Source organism: Allobosea sp. 47.2.35 (assembly GCF_024655635.1).
In the GTDB taxonomy this organism is placed as follows: Bacteria; Pseudomonadota; Alphaproteobacteria; order Rhizobiales; family Beijerinckiaceae; genus Allobosea.
Window position 1 is genome coordinate 87,090 of record NZ_JANLGI010000017.1, and the last position, 18,919, is coordinate 106,008.

Annotated in this window: 16 protein-coding genes; 5 read left to right on the forward strand and 11 right to left on the reverse strand. The window is 67.3% G+C overall.

Annotation, left to right across the window (positions count from 1 at the left end):
• Positions 1-293 precede the first annotated feature (293 nt).
• The 3 genes from NUV79_RS19505 (at position 294) to NUV79_RS19515 (ending at position 2,457) form a co-directional block, all read left to right on the forward strand.
• On the forward strand, positions 294-593 hold the full coding sequence (locus NUV79_RS19505) for an HU family DNA-binding protein (RefSeq protein WP_257734767.1): 300 nt from the start codon (positions 294-296) through the stop codon (positions 591-593).
• A gap of 83 nt (positions 594-676) precedes the next feature.
• A complete protein-coding gene (locus NUV79_RS19510) occupies positions 677-1,852 on the forward strand; it encodes a vWA domain-containing protein (protein WP_257734727.1) in 1,176 nt (391 codons plus the stop codon).
• Between the two features lie 11 nt (positions 1,853-1,863).
• Positions 1,864-2,457 carry a hypothetical protein gene (locus NUV79_RS19515; protein ID WP_257734728.1) on the forward strand — a complete coding sequence of 198 codons (594 nt, stop codon included), beginning with the start codon at positions 1,864-1,866 and terminating at the stop codon, positions 2,455-2,457.
• Positions 2,458-2,460: 3 nt separating this feature from the next.
• On the opposite strand, the gene NUV79_RS19520 is transcribed toward NUV79_RS19515, so the two are convergent.
• The 3 genes from NUV79_RS19520 to NUV79_RS19530 all read right to left on the reverse strand — a co-directional run bounded on the left by NUV79_RS19520 (position 2,461) and on the right by NUV79_RS19530 (position 3,988).
• The gene (locus NUV79_RS19520) at positions 2,461-2,883 is read right to left on the reverse strand and encodes a universal stress protein (RefSeq protein ID WP_257734729.1); all 423 of its coding nucleotides are present in this window, start codon (positions 2,881-2,883) and stop codon (positions 2,461-2,463) included.
• 360 nt (positions 2,884-3,243) lie between these two features.
• On the reverse strand, positions 3,244-3,564 hold the full coding sequence (locus NUV79_RS19525) for a 2Fe-2S iron-sulfur cluster-binding protein (protein WP_257734730.1): 321 nt from the start codon (positions 3,562-3,564) through the stop codon (positions 3,244-3,246).
• 85 nt (positions 3,565-3,649) lie between these two features.
• Positions 3,650-3,988 carry an Hpt domain-containing protein gene (locus NUV79_RS19530; protein ID WP_257734731.1) on the reverse strand — a complete coding sequence of 113 codons (339 nt, stop codon included), beginning with the start codon at positions 3,986-3,988 and terminating at the stop codon, positions 3,650-3,652.
• A gap of 262 nt (positions 3,989-4,250) precedes the next feature.
• Between NUV79_RS19530 and NUV79_RS19535 the strand changes: the two genes are divergently transcribed.
• Complete coding sequence (locus NUV79_RS19535; protein WP_257734732.1) at positions 4,251-10,271, forward strand: apolipoprotein A-IV repeat region-like domain-containing protein; 6,021 nt, start codon at positions 4,251-4,253, stop codon at positions 10,269-10,271.
• Positions 10,272-10,355: 84 nt separating this feature from the next.
• Here the strand turns inward: NUV79_RS19535 and NUV79_RS19540 are convergent, their stop codons facing one another.
• The 5 genes from NUV79_RS19540 to NUV79_RS19560 all read right to left on the reverse strand — a co-directional run bounded on the left by NUV79_RS19540 (position 10,356) and on the right by NUV79_RS19560 (position 14,985).
• Positions 10,356-11,069: a DNA helicase gene (locus NUV79_RS19540; protein WP_257734733.1), complete on the reverse strand. Its 714-nt coding sequence runs from the start codon at positions 11,067-11,069 to the stop codon at positions 10,356-10,358.
• Between the two features lie 187 nt (positions 11,070-11,256).
• Positions 11,257-11,862 carry an ABC-type transport auxiliary lipoprotein family protein gene (locus NUV79_RS19545; RefSeq protein WP_257734734.1) on the reverse strand — a complete coding sequence of 202 codons (606 nt, stop codon included), beginning with the start codon at positions 11,860-11,862 and terminating at the stop codon, positions 11,257-11,259.
• A 4-nt stretch (positions 11,863-11,866) separates the two neighbouring features.
• Positions 11,867-13,009, reverse strand: coding sequence for an MlaD family protein (locus tag NUV79_RS19550; RefSeq protein WP_257734735.1), 1,143 nt, complete (start codon positions 13,007-13,009; stop codon positions 11,867-11,869).
• Between the two features lie 3 nt (positions 13,010-13,012).
• Positions 13,013-13,843 (reverse strand): ABC transporter ATP-binding protein, encoded by an 831-nt coding sequence (locus NUV79_RS19555; protein WP_257734736.1) that lies wholly within the window; start codon positions 13,841-13,843, stop codon positions 13,013-13,015.
• Between the two features lie 2 nt (positions 13,844-13,845).
• Positions 13,846-14,985 (reverse strand): ABC transporter permease, encoded by a 1,140-nt coding sequence (locus tag NUV79_RS19560; protein WP_257734737.1) that lies wholly within the window; start codon positions 14,983-14,985, stop codon positions 13,846-13,848.
• 312 nt (positions 14,986-15,297) lie between these two features.
• On the opposite strand from NUV79_RS19560, the gene NUV79_RS19565 reads away from it, so the two are divergent.
• On the forward strand, positions 15,298-16,155 hold the full coding sequence (locus tag NUV79_RS19565) for a hypothetical protein (RefSeq protein ID WP_257734738.1): 858 nt from the start codon (positions 15,298-15,300) through the stop codon (positions 16,153-16,155).
• 17 nt (positions 16,156-16,172) lie between these two features.
• Here NUV79_RS19565 and NUV79_RS19570 read toward each other — a convergent pair whose 3' ends face one another.
• From NUV79_RS19570 to NUV79_RS19580, 3 genes are read right to left on the reverse strand one after another with little or no spacing between them, the layout of a single operon-like run.
• The gene (locus tag NUV79_RS19570) at positions 16,173-16,985 is read right to left on the reverse strand and encodes an ABC transporter permease (RefSeq protein ID WP_257734768.1); all 813 of its coding nucleotides are present in this window, start codon (positions 16,983-16,985) and stop codon (positions 16,173-16,175) included.
• Positions 16,986-17,044: 59 nt separating this feature from the next.
• Positions 17,045-17,851, reverse strand: a complete 807-nt coding sequence (locus NUV79_RS19575; RefSeq protein WP_257734739.1) for an ABC transporter ATP-binding protein — start codon at positions 17,849-17,851, stop codon at positions 17,045-17,047.
• Positions 17,852-17,886: 35 nt separating this feature from the next.
• Positions 17,887-18,918 (reverse strand): ABC transporter substrate-binding protein, encoded by a 1,032-nt coding sequence (locus NUV79_RS19580; protein WP_257734740.1) that lies wholly within the window; start codon positions 18,916-18,918, stop codon positions 17,887-17,889.
• Position 18,919: the final 1 nt, after the last annotated feature.

Consider the following 18,919-nt stretch of genomic DNA (forward strand, 5'->3'; position numbering starts at 1 on the left):
AGGAAGCATCGCTGCGGCGGCTGTCCGACCCGCCGCCGCAGCGATTCGCCGGCTCCGGCACCTGACGATTGGTCAATTCGACCGCAAAACCCTGTCATGGCTCTAAAATGGGCTCGTTCCCGCCTGAAACCGATGGAACGAAGCCGTTTCCTGTGCGTATCTACCGCCGCAGGCATCGTCTTTCCGCGATAACCGTGGCAACTGCGTGAGTTGCGCGCCGCGAATGGCACCCATGTGCCGCGGCCGCTCATGCCGGAAACGAGCATGAACGGCCGTCATCAAGAACGCGACGCCTGAACAACCTTCTCAAGGAGGATTTCATGACCAAGAACGAACTGATTGCCACCATCGCCGAAGAGACCGGCAAGACCAAGGCCGACGTCTCGGCCATCCTGGCCTCGCTCGGCGCGACCGTCGCCAAGACCCTCAAGAAGGGCGACGACGTCACCCTCGGCGGCATCGGCAAGCTCTCCGCCGCCAAGCGCGAAGCCCGCGAGGCCCGCAACCCCTCGACCGGCGCGACCATCAAGGTTCCCGCCAAGACCGTCGTTAAGTTCAAGGTCACCAAGGACCTCGCCGACGCGGTGGCGTAAGGCCATCATCGGGATCGAGCGGCGTTCGCGCATGAAACGCGGACGCTGCTTGACCCGGCGCCCCATGCCCACACATTAGCGGCATGTTCCTTCGCCTCTTCACCGATCTGCGCGCCGCCAAGGTCCCCGTGACCCTGCGCGAATATCTGACGCTGCTCGAAGGTGTGGAGGCCGACCTCGCCGAACACCGGGTCGACGAGTTCTACTACCTCGCCCGCGCCACGCTGGTGAAGGACGAGCGCCATCTCGACAAGTTCGACCGCGTCTTCGCCCAGGTCTTCAAGGGCATGGAGACGCTGCAGCAGGCGATCGAGGAAGCCGGCATTCCCGAGGAATGGCTGCGCAAGCTCGCCGAGAAATTCCTGACCGACGAAGAAAAGGCCCAGATCGATGCGATGGGCTGGGAGAAGCTCTGGGAGACGCTTAAAGCACGGCTCGACGAGCAGAAGGGCCGCCACCAGGGCGGCAGCAAGTGGATCGGCACGGCCGGCACTTCGCCCTATGGCGCCTATGGCTACAATCCCGAAGGCATCCGGATCGGCCAGGACAAGAACCGCAATTTCCGGGCGGTGAAGGTCTGGGACAAGCGCGAGTTCAAGGATTTCGACGACACGCGCGAGCTCGGCGTGCGCAACATGCGGATCGCGCTCCGGCGCCTGCGCCGCTTCGCCCGCACCGGCGCGGCCGAGGAACTCGATCTGGACACCACGATTTCAGAGACGGCCAAGCACGGCTATCTCGACGTCCAGCTCCGGCCCGAGCGCCGCAACGCCATCAAGGTGCTGCTCTTCCTCGATGTCGGCGGCTCGATGGACTGGCATATCGAGCTGGCCGAGGAGCTGTTCTCGGCCGCACGGGCCGAGTTCAAGCATTTCGAGCATTTCTACTTCCATAACTGCCCTTACGAGCGGGTCTGGAAGGAGAACCGGCGACGCCACGACCAGCAGATCGCGACCTGGGACGTGCTCAGGACCTACCCTTCCGATTACCGCCTCGTCTTCGTCGGCGACGCCTCGATGAGCCCTTACGAGATCGCGATGCCCGGCGGTTCGGTCGAGCACTGGAACGATGAGGCCGGCGAGGTCTGGATGGAGCGACTGGCGACCAAGTTCCCGAAATCGGTCTGGCTCAACCCGGTGCAGCAGAATCTCTGGAACTACACCCAGTCGATCCGCCAGATCGGCGGATTGATGGGCGGGCGCATGTTCCCGCTGACGCTCGACGGGCTCGATGGCGCGATGAAGGTTCTGGCGCGGTGACGAATACGGTCATGAACGAAGACGACGACGGCCCCGCGCCGAGCTGGCGCCAGCGGCCCAAGCCCATGGGCTTCGAGATCGGCTACAAGCTCGAGGGCGAGACACTCGAGGTCGACCGGACTCGCCGGGTCGACAACATCCGCCTCAGCGCGGTCGAGCAGGTGCGCTTCGTCTATGCGCCCGGAAACATCTCGTCGAAGGGCTACAAGACGCAGCTCAGGCTCAGCGATGGCCGCACCGTGACCTTCGGCAACCTGTCCTGGCGCTCGCTCACCGATCTCGACCGCGACGATCCGCGCTATCACCGCTTCGTCACGGCGCTGTCGGCCGCGATCGCACGAGCCAATCCCAAAGCCCGCTTCGTCGCCGGGCGGCCGAAGCCGATCTGGCTCGGCGTGGCCGCCGTCGGCGCGCTCTCGCTGCTGATGCTGACGGCGTTCACGCTGCGCGCCTTCCAGCAGGGCGCGACCAATGCCGGCCTGCTTGGCGTTCTGCTGATCGCCGCCTCGTTCTGGCAGGTCTGGCCGCTGGTCAGCCTCAACCGGCCGCGCGAACTCGCGACCGGCGAAGTGCCTGAAAGCCTCGTCCCGGGCGGGACGGGCTGAGCATCAACGGACGACCAGCACCGAGCATTTCGCCCGGCGCACGATAGCCGAAGCGTTCGAGCCGATGACATAGGCGAGCATGCCGGGCTCATGCGAGCCGATGACGATGAGGTCGATACCGCCCGCGTCGGCCTCGGCCAGCACCTCGCCGTGGACGGAGCCGATCAGCACCTTGGCCGAGACCTGCTCGGCCGGAAGATCGACCTTCGCCGCGATCTCGGCGAGCTTCGCCTCGGCGTCTTCCTGCTGTTCGGAATCGAAATCGGCTGGCACGAATTCCATGTAGGTGACCGGGATCAGCGAGCGGACATAGACCAGCCGCACCTTTCCCCCGGAAATCTTGGCGAAGGATACGGCTGCCGCGATCGCCGGCAGGGCGAGATCGGCTTCGGCGAGATCAACGGGGACCATGATCGATCTGTACATCGCATCCTCCAAGGCATCGGACTGAAAAGTGGGCACCACTTTTCGGAAGCATCCGATGATATCACAAATGCTTAGATCGCTCTCGCCACACCCGGCAGCGTAGACGGCGATCCAGGCCGGCTGTGAACCCATCATGGAGTTTGCCAGCACGTGCGCCATGATCCAGCGCAAATGCGGGATGCGGCGCAGCGCCGCGCGCCTGATCAGTATCGGCTGATTACCGACATCGAGAGGGCGTCACCCCGGACAAGCTGCGCAGCAGCGCCGATCCGGGATCCATCGTCGAGTTCCGGAGCCCTCCGATGTATCCCGGGGCAAGCCCGGGATGCCGAAGCGGTTCCGAGGGAAGCCAGTATGCCTTCAGCCCTGACGCTCGGGCGTGCGGACGACGAGCCCGTCGAGCTCGTCGCGGATGCGGATCTGGCAGGAGAGGCGCGAATTCGGGCGGACGTCGAAGGCGAAGTCCAGCATGTCCTCTTCCATATGCTCGGCAGGGCCAACGGCAGCGGTCCAGGCGTCGTCGACATAGACATGGCAGGTGGCGCAGGCGCAGGCGCCACCGCATTCCGCCTCGATGCCGGGGATCGCGTTGCGGATCGCCGTCTCCATCACGGTCGAGCCGGTTTCGGCCTCGACGGTGCGGCTCTCGCCCTGAGCGTCGATGAAGGTGATGTTGGGCATGAAGGACTCCGGCGGCGCGATGACGGCCTCCGCTTAGAGCATTTCAAAGCGGCACGGAACGGGGTTTCGCGCCGCAGCCACCCGCTCAGGCGGCGCAGTCGAAGCGCGCGATGACCGCCCTCGCCTCAGCAGCGGCCAAGGCGAGCGCGTCGAGTGCACTCTCGCTCACCTGCTGCTGCGGCCCGGCCAGGCTCTCCTCGATGCGGTCGGCCGCCTCGGCGACCTGCCAGGCGCCGACGGCGCGGGCGGCCCCCTTCAGGGTGTGGGCCGCATCCATCCGCTGCTGCCGGTCGGCGCTGCCATGGATCGCGCGCAGATGGACGACGCATTGCTGGGCAAAGAGCGTGAGCAACTCGCGCTCCAGCTCATGATCACCGGCTGTCTGGCTGGAGAGATAGGCGAAATCGATGGCCTTCTCGGTCATGTCGGGAACTCTTGAAAACTGGTCATCAAATGGCCGCATCGGCCGGTCTCATGCCCTTCAGGAAGCGCCGCGATGGTAAACGAGGCGTTAACGACGTTTGTGAATCGCGCGGTCAAATGGGTTTCCAAGGCTCCAGGGGTCCACTACCCTTCCAATTGGTAAATGATGGGCGCAGTGTCTCCGTTCACCCGGCCAGAGGCGGCATGGGGCGGCGGAGATCACCGTACGCGCCCATGTTCAGTAGCGTGGCGAGGCGGCAACGATGAATCGACCCAAGAAGCTCCAGGACCCCACTGAAGCTGCGATGTCGGCGATCGAAGAGGCGCTTCGGCTCGACCAGCCCAAGGACGGCACTGACACGCCGGTCGAGACCGAGCCCCGGCTGCCGACGACCAGCGAGAACGACCTGAAGCTCGAAATGCCGCGCGTCGAGCCGGCTCCTGTCGCGCTGCCGCCCATGCCTGCCGCCCCCGCCCAGCAGCAGCAGCCAGTGCCGCCGCGCGCCGCGATCGCGCCCGATACCAGCCGCGTCGCCAATGACGACCGCCGGGATTCGAGTTCGCTCGTCCAGGCCTTCGCCGTGCGCCCCTCAAGCAGGCCCTACTGGTTCGCCGCGCTCGCCTCGCTCGCCTGGCTCGGCGGCGCCGCCTTCGTCCTGCTCGGCCGCTACGGCTCGTTCAGCAACGGCCTGCCCGAGCCCGTCGCCAGCTTCGGCATCGGCGAGTGGACCCTGCTCGCACTCTCGATCGGTGCGCCGGTCGTGTTCTTCTTCGTCCTGGCGGCACTCTATCGCCGCACCCAGGAAATGCGCCTGATCTCGCGCGCCATGACCGAGGTCGCGCTGCGCCTCGCCGAGCCGGAGGTTGCCGGCGCCGATTCCGTGCTGTCGCTCAGCCAGACGATCCGTCGCGAGGTCGCCGCCATGGGCGACGGCATCGAGCGCGCCGTGGCGCGCGCTGGCGAACTCGAAACCATCGTCCGCGGCGAGATCTCGACGCTCGAGCGCGCCTATGCCGACAACGAAATCCGCCTGCGCTCGCTGATCGACGAGCTCGTCACCCAGCGCGAGGCCGTGGTCGGCAATGCCGAGCGCGTCAAACTCGCCATCAGCGGAGCCCATGACGGGCTCGCCAAGGACCTCGACAGCGCCAGCCGCGCCATCGCGGAGGCCGTCTCGCAGGCCGGCGACCGCGTCACCGGCTCGCTCGGCGCCAAGGGCGACCAGATCACGCTGGCGCTCGGCCGCGCCGGCGAGAAGATGATCGAAGAGATCAGCGGCCGCAGCCACGACCTCGTCGAGCGTCTCCAGATCACCTCCGGTGAAGTCTCCGAGCGCCTGGCCGGCGCCAGCGGCAACCTGTCGGATATGCTCGACGGCCGCGCCAAGGAGATCGCAAGCTCGCTGGAGCGCACCGGCGCGGTCCTCACCGAGGGCCTGACCACCGGCGCCCAGGACGTCACCCGCGCGATCAGCGAGACCGGCAACCAGGTCGCCGAGACGCTGACCGGCCGCGTCGAGACGGTCAACGAACTGCTCAAGAACACCGGCGAGACGCTTGCCCGCGACATCTCGGCGCGCGGCACGGAAGCCGCCGAGCGCTTCGAGGTCAGCAGCCGCAACATGGTCGCGCTGATCGAGAGCCAGAGCGAGGCCCTGCAGGCGCGTCTGGCGGAATCGGGCGAAGCGCTGCGCAGCGCCCTCTCCGATGAGGGCGAAAGCGTCACCACCCGCCTCGCCGAGGTCGGGCGCGGCGTCAACAGCCTGCTCAACCGTCAGAACGAAGCCATCGCCAACCGTCTCACCGAGGTCGGCGAGAGCGTCCATGGTCTGATCGGCACGCATGGCGAGACGCTGGTCAGCCGCCTCAACGAGACCGCCCGCACCGTCGACGACGTGTTGCGCGAGCGCAGCGAGGCGATCATCCTGCGCGTCAACGATGCCAGCCAGTCGCTCAGCGAATCCGTCGCGCAGCATGGCGACACTCTCACCAGCCGCATCACCGATGTCGCAGGCCAGGTGAACGGGCTCTTTACCGAGCAGGGCAGCAAGCTCGTCGACCGCCTGAACGAAACCGGCCAGACCGTCCACACTCTGCTCGACCAGCAGGCCGAGAAGCTCGTCGGCCGCGTCTCCAGCGCCGGCAGCGAGCTCGCCGATCTGGTCGGCCAGCAGAGCGACAGCGTCGTCGAACGCGTCGCCGAAGCCGGCCGCGGCCTCGCCAGCCTGATGGGCGAACACAGCGACGCCACCGTCGCGCGCGTCTCCAATGCCGGCGCCGATGTCGCCAAGCTCCTGTCGGAGCGCAGCGAGGCGCTGGTCTCCAGCGTCTCTGGCGCCGTCAACACGGTCGAGACCCGCCTGCGCGACGAGAGCGAACTGCTCGTCAGCCGCCTGACCCAGGCCGGGCAGGATGTCAGCGCCGTCGTCGGCAGCGAGAGCGAACGCCTGCTCTCCGGCCTCTCGGAGACCGGCATGCGCGTCAGCGCCCTGCTCGACGAGCAGGCTGGCGCGATGACCGTCAAGGTTTCGCAGGCCGGGCTCGAGATCAAGGACCTGCTCGGCAGCGAGAGCCAGGCGCTGGCCAGCCGCGTCGCCGATGTCGGCCGCTCGGTGCACGGCATCCTGGCTGAACGCTCGAACGCGCTGATCTCCCGCCTCGCCGAGACCGGCGCCAGCATCGACGAGCGCGGCGCGACGCTCGCCTCCCGCATCACCGGCAGCATCGAGGCGGCGCAGAACGCCCTTGAGCAGCAGCAGACCGGCTTCCTCGCCAGCGTCAGCGACACGGCTGAAAAGGTCAGCACCCTGCTCGACGGGCAGCGCGAGACCATGGTGCGCGACCTCGTCAGCACTGGCCGCGAGGTCCACACCCTGCTCGGCGAGCAGAGCGAGGACCTGGCGCGCCGCATGACCGAGGCAACCCGCACCCTCACCGAGACCATCAATGTCGACGGCCGTCATGTCGCCGACCGCGTCTCCGAGGCGACGCAAGGCTTGCGTGACACCTTCACCGTCCATGCCGAGGAGGCACGCACCCTGCTCGCTGGCACCGGCCGCGAGATCGTGCTGGCGCTGACCCAGCAGGGCGGGCGCGTCAACGAGGCGCTCTCGGCCAATGCCGAGTCCATGCTGCGTTCGGTCGAGGGCCGTGCGCAGGCGCTGAACGAGGCGCTGGCGCTGCGCCATGACGCGCTGACCAAGCTCTTCGACGAGCGCGGGCATGAGATCGAGGCCGCGCTCGGCGGGCGTCTGGCCGCATTCTCGACTCTGTTCGATACGCAGGGCCGCGACGTCGAGACCGCGCTTGCCGCGCGCCTCGGCGCCTTCGAGGACCTCATCGTCAACCAGGGCGGCCTGCTGACCGCCAAGATCGCGGGCGACGCACAGCAGCTCACCGCCGCGCTCCATTCCGGCATCGCGCAGGTCGAGAAGCTGATCTCCGAGGACAGCGTCATGCTGGCTGACAAGGCCGGCACCCGCGCGCTGGAAGCAGCCGAGCTCCTCGCCAGCCGCACCCGCGAGGCCGCGGAGGCGATGGAAAGCCAGATCAAGCTGTTCGAGGACCGCTCGGGCACCAAGAGCGCCGAGATCGCCGGCACGCTCGACAGCCTGATCGCGCGCATCGACGGCAGCCTCGGCTCGCGCGCCACCGCCCTCAACGAGGCGCTGGTCGAGCGCACGGTCGATATCGCCCGCGTCCTGGCCGAAGGCGGACGCGAGGTCACCCGCGCGCTTGCGGCCAAGGCCGACGAGATCGGCGAGGTCGTCACCTCCAAGAGCGAGTCGCTCACCCGCACGCTCAGCGACAAGGCCGATACGATCAACGCGACGCTGGGCGGTCGCGCCCTGCAGATCGCCGATACGCTCGACCAGAGCGTCGCGCGCTTCGAGGAGCGCGTCGTCGGGCGGCTCGACACCGTCTCGAACACGCTCGACACGCGTGGCGACGAGATCGCCGCCACGCTGCAGGGCCGTTCGGAGGCCATCGCCGCGGTGCTCGCCGAGCGCGCGCAGGAACTGCGCGCCCTGTTCGACGATCAGGGCGGCGGCATGGTCTCGGCGCTCGCCGGGCAGAGCGAGGCGATCGCCGCCGCGCTCACCGAACGCGCCGAGCAGTTGCGGACCCTGTTCGACGATCGCGGGCTCGGCATCGTCGCCGCGCTCGGCCGTCGCGGCGACGCGATCTCGGGGGCGCTCGACCAGCGCGCCGAGCAGCTGCGCGCGATCTTCGAGGGCCAGGGCGCCGGCATCGTCACGGCGCTGGAGCGTCAGGGCGTGGCGATCACCAACTCGCTGGACGAGCGGACCGACGCCATGCGCGCCGCCTTCGACGCCAAGGGCCACGGCCTCGTCGAACTCATCGGCCGCCAGGGCGAAACCCTGACCCAGTCGCTCGACGAGCGGGTGGAGACCCTGCGCGCCGTGTTCGACGCCAAGGGCAATGGTGCCGTCGAGGCGCTGAACGAGCGCGGCGAGGCGCTGGCCGCCGAGTTCGCCACGGTCGGCGAGACGGTGGTGCGCGCGCTCGAAAGCCGCGGCAACGCCATCGTCGCCGGCCTGCGCGATCGCGGCGCGGTCATCGCCAATGCGGTCGAGGCTTCGTCCAATGCGCTCCGCGAGACGCTCGAAGCCGGTTCGCGCCAGTCGATCGAGGCGCTGGTCGGCACCAACGAGCAGCTGCGTGAGGAGCTCGGCGGCATGCTGGGACGCCTCGGCGAAGCCAACAAGCTGATGCAGCAGATCGTCAACGGCGCGAACAAGAACCTCGCCGCCGTCGAGAACAGCCTGTCGACCCGCGTCGGCGAATTGCAGAATGTGATTGGCACCGTGATGGCGGAGGCCGGCTCGGCCTCGCAGCAGGTTACGGCGCAGATCGCCGAGCTGAAGAGCTTCTCGGAAGGCACGCTGCGCGAAACCACCGCGCTGATCGGCCAGCTCGATGATCGCGGCACCTCGCTCAACGAGGTCACGCAGGCCAGCAGCGCGGCGCTCAACGCCGTCGCCGGCCGGCTGGAGCAGATCGAGAGCCGCGTCGGCAAGGCGCTGGCCGAGCGCCGCGATGCGCTGGAGCAGCTGCACGGGCTGATCGCCAACCGCACCGACGATGTCGAGTCGATCACCCGCTCCTTCGCCTCGCTGATCGACGACTCGCTCAGCACCGCCGAGGCGCGCGCGCGCCAGATCGGCGCCGTCCTGTCCGACTCGGCGGAAGCGACGACGAACGCGATCGCCCAGCAGTTCGAGACGATCCGCTCGGCCACTGGCCAGGAGCGCGAGCGCACGGCGGAGGCCCTGCGCCTGGCCTATGCCCAGGTCTCGACCGAGATCGGCGGCGAGATCACCAAGGTGACCGAGCGCTTCCAGAAGGCGGCGCAGGACATGCGCGGCATCACCGGCGACATCCAGCGTGAGCTGGAGGCGACCCGCGCCGAGCTGAAGCGCGGCGTGCTCGAACTGCCGGCGGAGGCCCAGGAATCGACCTCGGCCATGCGCCGGGTCGTGGCCGAGCAGATCAAGGCGCTGAACGATCTCACCGAGATCGTGACGCGATCCGGCCGTCGTGGCGACGTCTCGCTGCCGATCGACCATGCCGCCAGCCGCCGCCCGGTCGCTGCTGCGGCTGTCCCTGCTCCGGTGGCTCCGACCCGGCCTGCTCAGGCGTTCACGCCGGCGCCGCAGCCCACCCCTGTCGCAGAGGAGCCGCTGCTGCGGCCGTCCATCGACGCGGTGAGCGAGCCTGCGCAGCCTGCCGCGCCGCGCGCGAACGCCCGCATCGAGACCGCGACCACGCCGAGCCGTCCGGCCACGGTGCAGGAAGCGTCGCGCCGCCAGCCGGAGCCGGCCCAGCAGCAGCCGGCCAAGGCCGGCTGGCTCTCGGACCTGCTGACCCGCGCCTCGCGCGAGGACAAGCAGCCCGAGCCGAGCAAGCCGACGTCCCATTCGATCGAGAAGCTCGACTCGCTCTCCGTCGATATCGCGCGGATGATCGACCATGACGCGGCCGTCGAGCTGTGGGACCGCTACAAGCGTGGCGAGCGCAATGTCTTCACCCGCCGGCTCTACACGCTGCAGGGCCAGCAGACCTTCGACGAGATGCGCCGCAAATACCGTCGCGACGCCGAGTTCAAGGATACGGTGGACCGCTATATCGAGGAGTTCGAGCGCCTGCTCGGCGAAGCCGCCAAGGACGACCGCGACTCGATGGTGGCCAAGACCTACCTGACCTCGGAGACCGGCAAGGTCTACACGATGCTGGCCCATGCCAGCGGGCGCTTCGAGTAAGCGACGCTATAATTCCCAAAACGAGAAAGGCCGCCCTCGGGCGGCCTTTCCTTTTTGGAGCTCTGCGGAAAGCCGGAAGCTCTCCTAAGCCGCCGCCCGGAAGCGCGTCTCGCCCCGGTTCACGAAGCAGGTCTTGTCGAACAGGGAGAGGTCAAGCGGATTGGGCAGGCGCACATCCGCGATCTCGGGGAACGGCTTGCCCGCCCCTTCATAGGAACGGTCGACCTGCGAGAGGAAGACGAGGATCAGCCCCCTCTCCCGCGCGAAAGCTTTCAACGCTCTCACCTGCAGAGCCAGCTCCGGCGTGTCGCGGCGCTGATCGAGCAGTTGCAGGTAGTCGATCACCGCCACCGTGCCCCGCGGCGCCTCCGCCAGTCTCGCGACGATATAGTCCGCACTGATCGCATCGGAGCAGTCGCAGTCGAACAGGCCGGCGAATTCACCCGGCTCGATGTTGATCGCCTGCAGCCTGGAGAACACGTCGGCCAGCGCGTATTCGAGCGTCAGGAACACACCTCGATGCCCGACCCGCATGGCCTCGGCCAGAAGGGCGAGGCCTGCAAGCGTCTTGCCCTGCCCCGGCCGCCCGGCGATCAGGACGAGATCGCCCGGCACCAGCAGGGGCCACAACGCGCGAATAGACGTCATTCCCGGCTGCTTCGCCGAGAGCAGGCTCCAGCTGCGATACCCCTCCTCGATCGCGATGCGATCGAGCGCGGCGTGGAGCGGGATGCGTTCCGCCCGGCTCATGAGCCTGGCCTTGCGCTTCAACTGATGGATCGGGGCCGACAAATTCATGACTTGAACCTCCTATCGCGAGCAGCTGGCGCAATCCCTCCTCATACGTGATGCCCGGACAGTCGGTCAGGTCGTCGGAATGCCCTGCATGATGATGCTTCCCCGGCTGGAGGGGGGAGGCTCGGGCCGAGCCGGAATCAGAATCTAACGCAGCCGCGGGCGGAAGGAAATCACCCGGGGAACGCGCTCAGCGTGCCCAGCGCACGATCTCGACCAGCACTTGGGACAGCGCCCGGTCGAGCGCCTGGGTCGCACCCGCCCCGTCGACAGCGCCGGCCGGCACCCGCGCCGCAAAGAGCCGCGCCCGCTGGATCTGCCCGGTCCGGTCGCCGACGATCCGCGCGGTGATCTCGACCACCGCCAAGCCCGTCGCGGCGTCGATGTTGAAGCTGCGGATATTGGTGTTGAGCTGAACGTCGGGGGATATGCGCTGGCCCGGCCCCGAGACCGAGCCGACCCGGCCGGCATTCTCGAAGGTCTGGATCAGGCGGGCCTGCACCAAGGCCGGCACCCGGTCCGCCCATTGCGCCCCGCCGACGAAGGAAAGCGCGCCGCTCGAATCCCGGACGATCACGCGATCGGAATCGAGCGCCTGCACCGCCGTCGGCTCGGCCACGACCATGATCGCACGCGAACCACCGACCTTGCCGAACCCGCCGGGCGCCGACAGATCGAACGTGGTCGGCGTCGCCCCACCGCCGCAGCCGGCGAGCAGCGCGGTTACAGCCACGGCCAGGACGGGGAGGAAGCGGCGAGCCCGGCGGGCCGAAGGAAGCTGAACCTCGGTCGTCATGGGGCTAGCGCGATCCGTTGTACTGGGGCAGCGGCGGCTTGCCGCCGAAAATGAACTGCTGCGGGTTGCGTTCGAAATTCCGCAAGGTCCGGTTGAGTTCCGTGAGCGTGCGCTTGCCGTCGGCCGCCAGCGACTCGACGTCGCGCAGGCCGGGCCCGGTGAAACGGTTGATGCCGGCGGTGATCTCGGCGGTGCGCTTGTCGAGATTGTCGGCCAGCGTCCGGATCGACTTGGCGGCGTCGGCGACCTCCTGGAACGCGCTGCGGCCATCAGGGCCCGAGCCGGATTCGAGGAAACCCTTCGCGGCCTTGAGCACGCCCTCGATCTGGTCCGCGGCCTTGTCTAGCTTGGCCGAGATCGAGGCCGCGTCCTTCACCACCTTGGCGACTTCGGCGCTGGAGCCGCCAAGCGCCCCGGTGAACTTGTCGACATTGTCGACGATGCTAGCGATGCGGTTGCGATCGACCGAGCGGACCACGGCCGTGAGCTCCTCGCTGAGCGCCTGCAGCTTCTGCGAGAGTGGCTGGACCGTCTCGGCGATGCTGCCGAAGCTCGCCATCAGCTTGTCGACGCCATCGGCATTGTTGCCGAGCGCCTGCGAGAATTTCTCGACATTGCGGACGGTGTTGTTGATCGGCGTGGTGTTCTGCTTGATCAGTCCATCGAGCGAGGTGAGCATGCCATCGGCCTTCTGCGCGACGTTGCGCACGGTCTCGATGATGTCCTGCAGCTCGGAGCGCTCGGCGATGATCGTCGGCATCGGCTCGCCAGGCTTGGCCTTCAGCATCGGCGCGGCGGGATCGCCGCCGATGAGCTGCAGCGCGACCACGCCGGCCAAACCCTGCGCCTCGATGCGCGCCCGCGTGTCGTCACGCACCGGCGTGGTGTTGGCGACCTGGATCTCGGCATAGATGCGACGCGGATCGTCCGGCTGGAGTTCGATGCTGGTGACCTCCCCGACGCGCAGGCCGTTGAACAGGACGCTCGATCCGCGGCCCAGCCCGGTCACGGTGCCGGTGAAGATGACGCGGATGCTTTCCTTGCTCCCCGCCCCACCGCTGTTGAACCAGTAGACAAAGCCGAAAGCCGCCGCGAGGACCGCGAGCGTGAACAGACCGACGAGTGCGTAGTTGGCGCGCGATTCCATCGTCTAGCTGCTTTGTCCCTGCTCTCCTGCCGGCAGCCTGGCCATGGCGCGCTCCCCGCCGAAATAGGCCTTCAACCATGGATGGTCGGACGCCAGCATCGTCGCCAACGGGCCGACCGCGATCACCTTCTTGTCCGCCAGAGCGGCGATTCGGTCGCAGGCATGATACAGGCTGTCGAGATCGTGGGTTACCATGAAGACGGTCAGACCGAGAGTCTGCTTCAGGGTGATGATCAGATCGTCGAATTCGGCGGCGCCGATCGGGTCCAGCCCCGATGTCGGCTCGTCCAGGAAGACGATCTCAGGATCGAGCGCGAGCGCGCGGGCCAGCGCCGCGCGCTTGATCATGCCGCCGGACAATTCGGAAGGCGCCTTGTCGGCGGCGTCGCGCGGCAGGCCGACGAGATCGAGCTTCACCATCGCCAATTCGTCAAGGAGGTCGGGCGAGAGTTCGAGATACTCGCGCATCGGCACCTGGATGTTCTGCTTCACCGTCAGGGCCGAGAACAGCGCACCCTGCTGGAACATCACGCCGAAGCGCCGTTCGAGCACGCGGCGCTGCTGCTGGCTGAGTTCGTCGACATCCTCGCCGAAGACCTCGATCGTGCCGCGCCGCTTGCGGACGAGGCCGAGGATCGTGCGGGTCAGCACGGACTTGCCCTGGCCCGAGCCGCCGACGAAGCCGAGAATCTCGCCGCGCAACACATCGAGATCGAGCCCGTCCATGATCACCTTTTCACCGAAGGCGACCTTGAGGTCACGCACGCGGATGACGGCCTCGGACTCTCCGGGGTCTTGCGTCTGAGCGGGGTGGGAGAGGTTCTGGAGCGTCATCGTCAGAACGCGATCGAAGCGAAGAACATGGCGAAAAGCCCATCGACGACGATCACCATGAAGATCGCCTTCACCACCGAGGCCGTGACCTGCCGGCCGAGCGATTCCGCCGAGCCCTTGACCGCGAGCCCCTCGATCGAGGCGATCAGCCCGATGACAAAGGCCATGAAGGGCGCCTTGATCAGGCCGACGGCGAAATGCTTCCAGGTGATGACCGATTGCAGCCGGGCGAGGAAGGTATCGACGCCGATACCCCCGTAGAGCCAGGAGACGAGCCCGGCCCCGACCAGCCCGGCCATCGCCGAGATGAAGGTGAGGATCGGCAGCGAGATGATCAGCGCGAGGATACGCGGCACGACCAGAACTTCGATCGGGTCGAGGCCCATCACGCGCAACGCATCGATCTCCTCGCGCATCTTCATCGAGCCGATCTCGGCGGTGAAGGCCGAGCCCGAGCGGCCGGCAATCATGATCGAAGTCAGGAGCACCGCGAGCTCGCGCAGGATCAGGATGCCGGTCAGGTTCACGACGAAGGCGGAGGCGCCGAACTGCTGCAGCTGGAAGATGCCCTGCTGCGCGACGATGCAGCCGACGAGGAACGAGATCAGCATGATGATCGGCGCGCCGTTGAAGGCGATCAGCTCGATCTGGTTGACCAGCGACGGCCCCCGGAACTTGCGCGGGCCGAGCACGACGCTGACCGAGCCGACCACGACCTCGCCGAGGAACATGGCGCCACCGACCATGTCGCGGCCGAAGCGCACGACGCCCTCGCCGATATCGACGAGAATGTCGACGATGCCGACATGCCGGTGCGGCTTCGGCGGATCGTCATGGACCTGGACCTCGGCCAGAAGGATACCGTGCTCGGGCCTGCTGCTGACGAGCTCGATTGCGACGCCATCCCGCTCCTGCCGGGCCTTCAGGCGGTTGAGTACATAGGCGCCGAGCGTGTCGAGCCGCGTCACGTTGGAGAGATCGATCCGGGCGCCGGCCGTCGTCAGGCTTTCGGCGATCTCGCCGATCAGTTGCTCGATGCGCGGGGCGCGGTCGGCGCTCCACGAGCCCGCCAGCGCCACCGCGAGCGCGCCCGCGTCCTCGCGGATGGTCGCCTGCGGTTCGGCGGTATCGAGGCTCGCCATGTCGCCGTGAGGTCCCTGTTCCCCTGGCCGAACCGGCCCAGCAGCCTTGCGCGCCCGCACAGTGCCGGTCGCTTCAGCGTCCACCCCCTGCCCTGTATTGCCGTGCCGCGCGTGCTTGGCAAGCTTCGGGCAATCCATCGCTTTCCGCTGCGCCGCCAATGCCGCGAAAGGCCCGGCAACCACGCTCTCTCCGGCGTTCTGTTCCAATTCGGGGCGAAAGCAGCAATTCCTTAAGAAATCGCAAGGCAGGCTCGAATTGTAACGTCACGACCGCCCTGCTGATTCGGCCGGTCCTTCGAAGGCAGATTCGTCATGGGCGACGCGCGCTCGCTGACACCGCTGAGCCAGGCCGATTACGAGGCGATCGAAGCCGCGGTCATGGAGACTGCGCGTGGCCGCTGGTTCATGGTCGAATATGCCAAGCGCAACCGGCAGGCGGATACGCTGCAACTGCTCGGCGCCATCCAGCGGATCGAGCGGGTCGTCGGGCTTGGCGTGCAGGAGACCAGCCGGGAAACCAACCTGATCGAGGCGGCTGCGCTGATCAGCGACCTGCGCACCGATCTCGAACGCATCAGCGGCAAGGCCGAGGCGCGTTCATCGGGGCTCGCCGCCCAGATCGAGAAGGCGGCCGGCTCCGTGCTCGCCGCGACCGAAAGCATCCAGGAAGCTGCCTGGGGCCTGCGCGAGACCGGCGCGGATCAGGAGGCTTGCGACTCACTCGACCGCCATGCCGCCGAAATCTCGACGGCGATCGGCGTCGTCGACAGCGTGGTGCAGCGGATCGACAAGATCGCAGACACCATCGCGATGCTGGATTCGAGCCTGCGCGCCTTCGGCGAGGTTTCGCGCGATTCGAGCGTGAGCTTCGAGTCGATGACGGCGACCGCGGCAGCGATGACCGTGCCACCGCCCTCCGCCATGCCGCGCCAATACGACGATCTCGAGATCGCGACGGAGGGTCATCAGCCCGTCCCGATGGAGCGTGTCGACCGGCCGGCGGATGAAGCGCGCCTCGTCACCGCCCCGTTGCTCGACGACGACATCATCTTCAGCGATTCCGACGACGCGATGCCGGAGGCGTTGCGCCTGGCGGCGAGCCCGTCGGAGACCGCGATGCGTGAGATCGACGCTCTGCCGGCCGAACGCAAGCTCGCCTATTTCGTCTAGCTCGCTACGCCAACCGCTCAGTTCTCGCGGCGGATCGCGCTCTCGTGCCAGCGATGCAGCAAGAGGTACGAGATCAGGCTCGTCGCCAGGAAGATCGCGATGCCTGACAGCGAGATCATCACCAACGCCGCGAAGACGCGCGGGATCTTGAGCTGATAGCCCGCTTCCAGGATGCGATAGGCGAGGCCCGAGGCGCTGCCGCCGGTGCCGGCGACGAACTCCGCCACGACCGCGCCGATCAGCGCGAGGCCGCCCGAAATCTTCAGCCCGGCCAGGAAATAAGGCAGCGCCGTCGGCAGCTTGAGATAGCGCATCGTCTGCCAGCGCGAGGCGCCGTAAAGCTCGAACAGGTTGACGAGGTTATGGTCGGCCGAGTTCAGCCCGAGGATCGTGTTCGACAGGATCGGGAAGAAGGCGACGATCCAGGCGCAGATCAGCAGCGACAGGTCGATATCGTTGGCCCAGATGATGATCAGCGGCGCGATGGCGACGATCGGCGTGACCTGCAGGATGACGGCATAGGGCAGGAGCGCCATCTCCAGCCATTTCGACTGGCTGAACAGCACGGCGAGCGTCACGCCGACGACGACTGCGGCGGCCAGCGCCATGAAGGTGATTTTCAGCGTCACCCAGAGCGACCCGGAGAGCGTGCCCCAATCCGCGACCAGCGTCTGGCCGACCAGGATGGGCCCGGGCAGGACATAATGCGGAATCTCATTCCAGCGGATGGCGAATTCCCAGAGCGCCAGCACGGCGACGCCAATGACCAGCGGCGCGAGGATGCGCGGCCAGGTGCTGGCGGGCAGGCCGAGAATACGCGCCTCGGCCATCGCGACGGGCATCGCCTGCGCGTCGGTGCCGTCCGGGCTCAGTGTTTCGACGGGCGCGCTCATTGGCCGATCGCCTCCTTGAGCTTGGTGGAGGCGACGCGGCAGAGATGGGCGTATTCGCCGGAGGTCCGGAACAGGTCGTCGCGCGGATAGGCGGCATCGACCGAGAGATCGGCCATGACCCGGCCGGGGCGCGCCGCCATCACCACGATGCGCTGCGAGAGATAGACCGACTCGAAGACCGAGTGGGTGACGAAGACGGCGGTGAAGCGCTCGCGCCCCCAGAGGGACAGCAGGTCGTCGTTGAGGCGATGGCGGGTGATCTCATCGAGCGCCGCGAAGGGCTCGTCCATCAGCAGGATTTTCGGCCGCATCACCAGCGCACGCGCAATCGAGACGCGCATCTTCATGCCGCCCGAAAGCTCGCGCGGATAGGATTTCTCGAAGCCCTTGAGCCCGACCAGCGCCAGCATCTCGGCGGCGCGCGCCTCGGCCTCGGCCCGGGCCACGCCCTTGAGCTTGAGCGGCAGCATGACATTGGCCAGCGCATTGGCCCAAGGCATCAGCGTCGGGTCCTGGAAGACGAAGCCGAGATCGCGGGCGCCGTGGCCGGCGCTGCCCTGCGCCTCGCCGGTCTCGCCCGGCCAGGTGATCGTGCCGGAACTCGGCGCGCCGAGCCCAGCGATCATCCGCAACAGCGTCGACTTCCCGCAGCCGGAGGGACCAAGCAGGCTGATGAACTGCCCTGCCCCCAGCTCCAGATCGACATCGCGCACGGCGAGCGTGCCGTTGGCGAAGCGTTTCGAGACGTGCCGGACTGCCACCAGCGGCGTGCTCGCGGCGGATTGCGGCTTCGTCTCGTCCATCGTCACAGTCATCTTTTCAGCAATGCTCGTCCGGCTCAGCCCTTGCCGATGCCCTTGTTGACGAAGTCGAGGCTGTAGGCCTTCTTCACGTCGACGCCGGCCGGAACCACGCCGGCCTCGCTCATCGTCTTGTAGAAGCTCGCCCAGCGCGCATCGGTCATCGCGCCGATGCCGAGCGTCTTGGCGTCGCCGGAGACGACGATGCCGCGATCGTTCATCACCTTGAGGGCGTAGTCGATCTTCTCCTGATCCATGTCGGGATTGTCCTTCAGGATCCGGGCATTGGCGGCCTCGTTGCCGGCGCCGCCCTTCATGTATTCGGCCCAGCCTTCCAGCGTCGCGTCGGTGAAGCGCTGCACCAGCTCCTTCTTCTCCTGGACCATCTTCCGGGAGATCGTGATCGTGGTGTTGTAGTTCTCGAAGCCGGCATCGGCGAGGAGATGCACGACCGGATCGACGCCCGCCTTGCGGATGACGAAGGGCTCGGAGGACAGGAAGCCCTGTTGCGTCAGCTTCTTGTCGGCCAGGAACGGCGCCATGTTGAAGGTGTAGGGACGGATCTGCTCGTCCTGGAAGCCGAACTTGAGCTTCAGGAAGGGCCAGAAGCCGACGCGGGCCTGCGCCGCGATCAGGATCGGCTTGCCCTTGAGATCGGCGAGCGTGTCGTTGCCCTGGCCGGGATGCGAAATCAGGACCTGCGGGTCCTTCTGGAAGATCGAGGCGATGCAGAGGAAGGGCAGGTTCTCATGCGCGAAGCTGAGCGCCTCCAGCGAGTTGCCCATGATCATGTCGACGCGGCCGCCGAGCAGGAGCTGGGTCGGGTTCTGCTGCGGGCCGCCAGGGCGGATCTCCACGTCGAGGCCGTATTTCTTGTAGATGCCGTTGGCCGCGGCGAGATAGAAGCCGCCATGCTCGGTCTGGGCGCGCCAGTTGGTCTGGTAGCTGACCTTGTCGAGCGTCTGCGCGTTGACGCGTGCGCCCGGCATCGGGATCAGCAGGGAGGCGGTGGAGCCGCCGATCAGCCCCAGCGCAGCGCGCCGGTTCACGCGATATTTCATCGTCGTCATC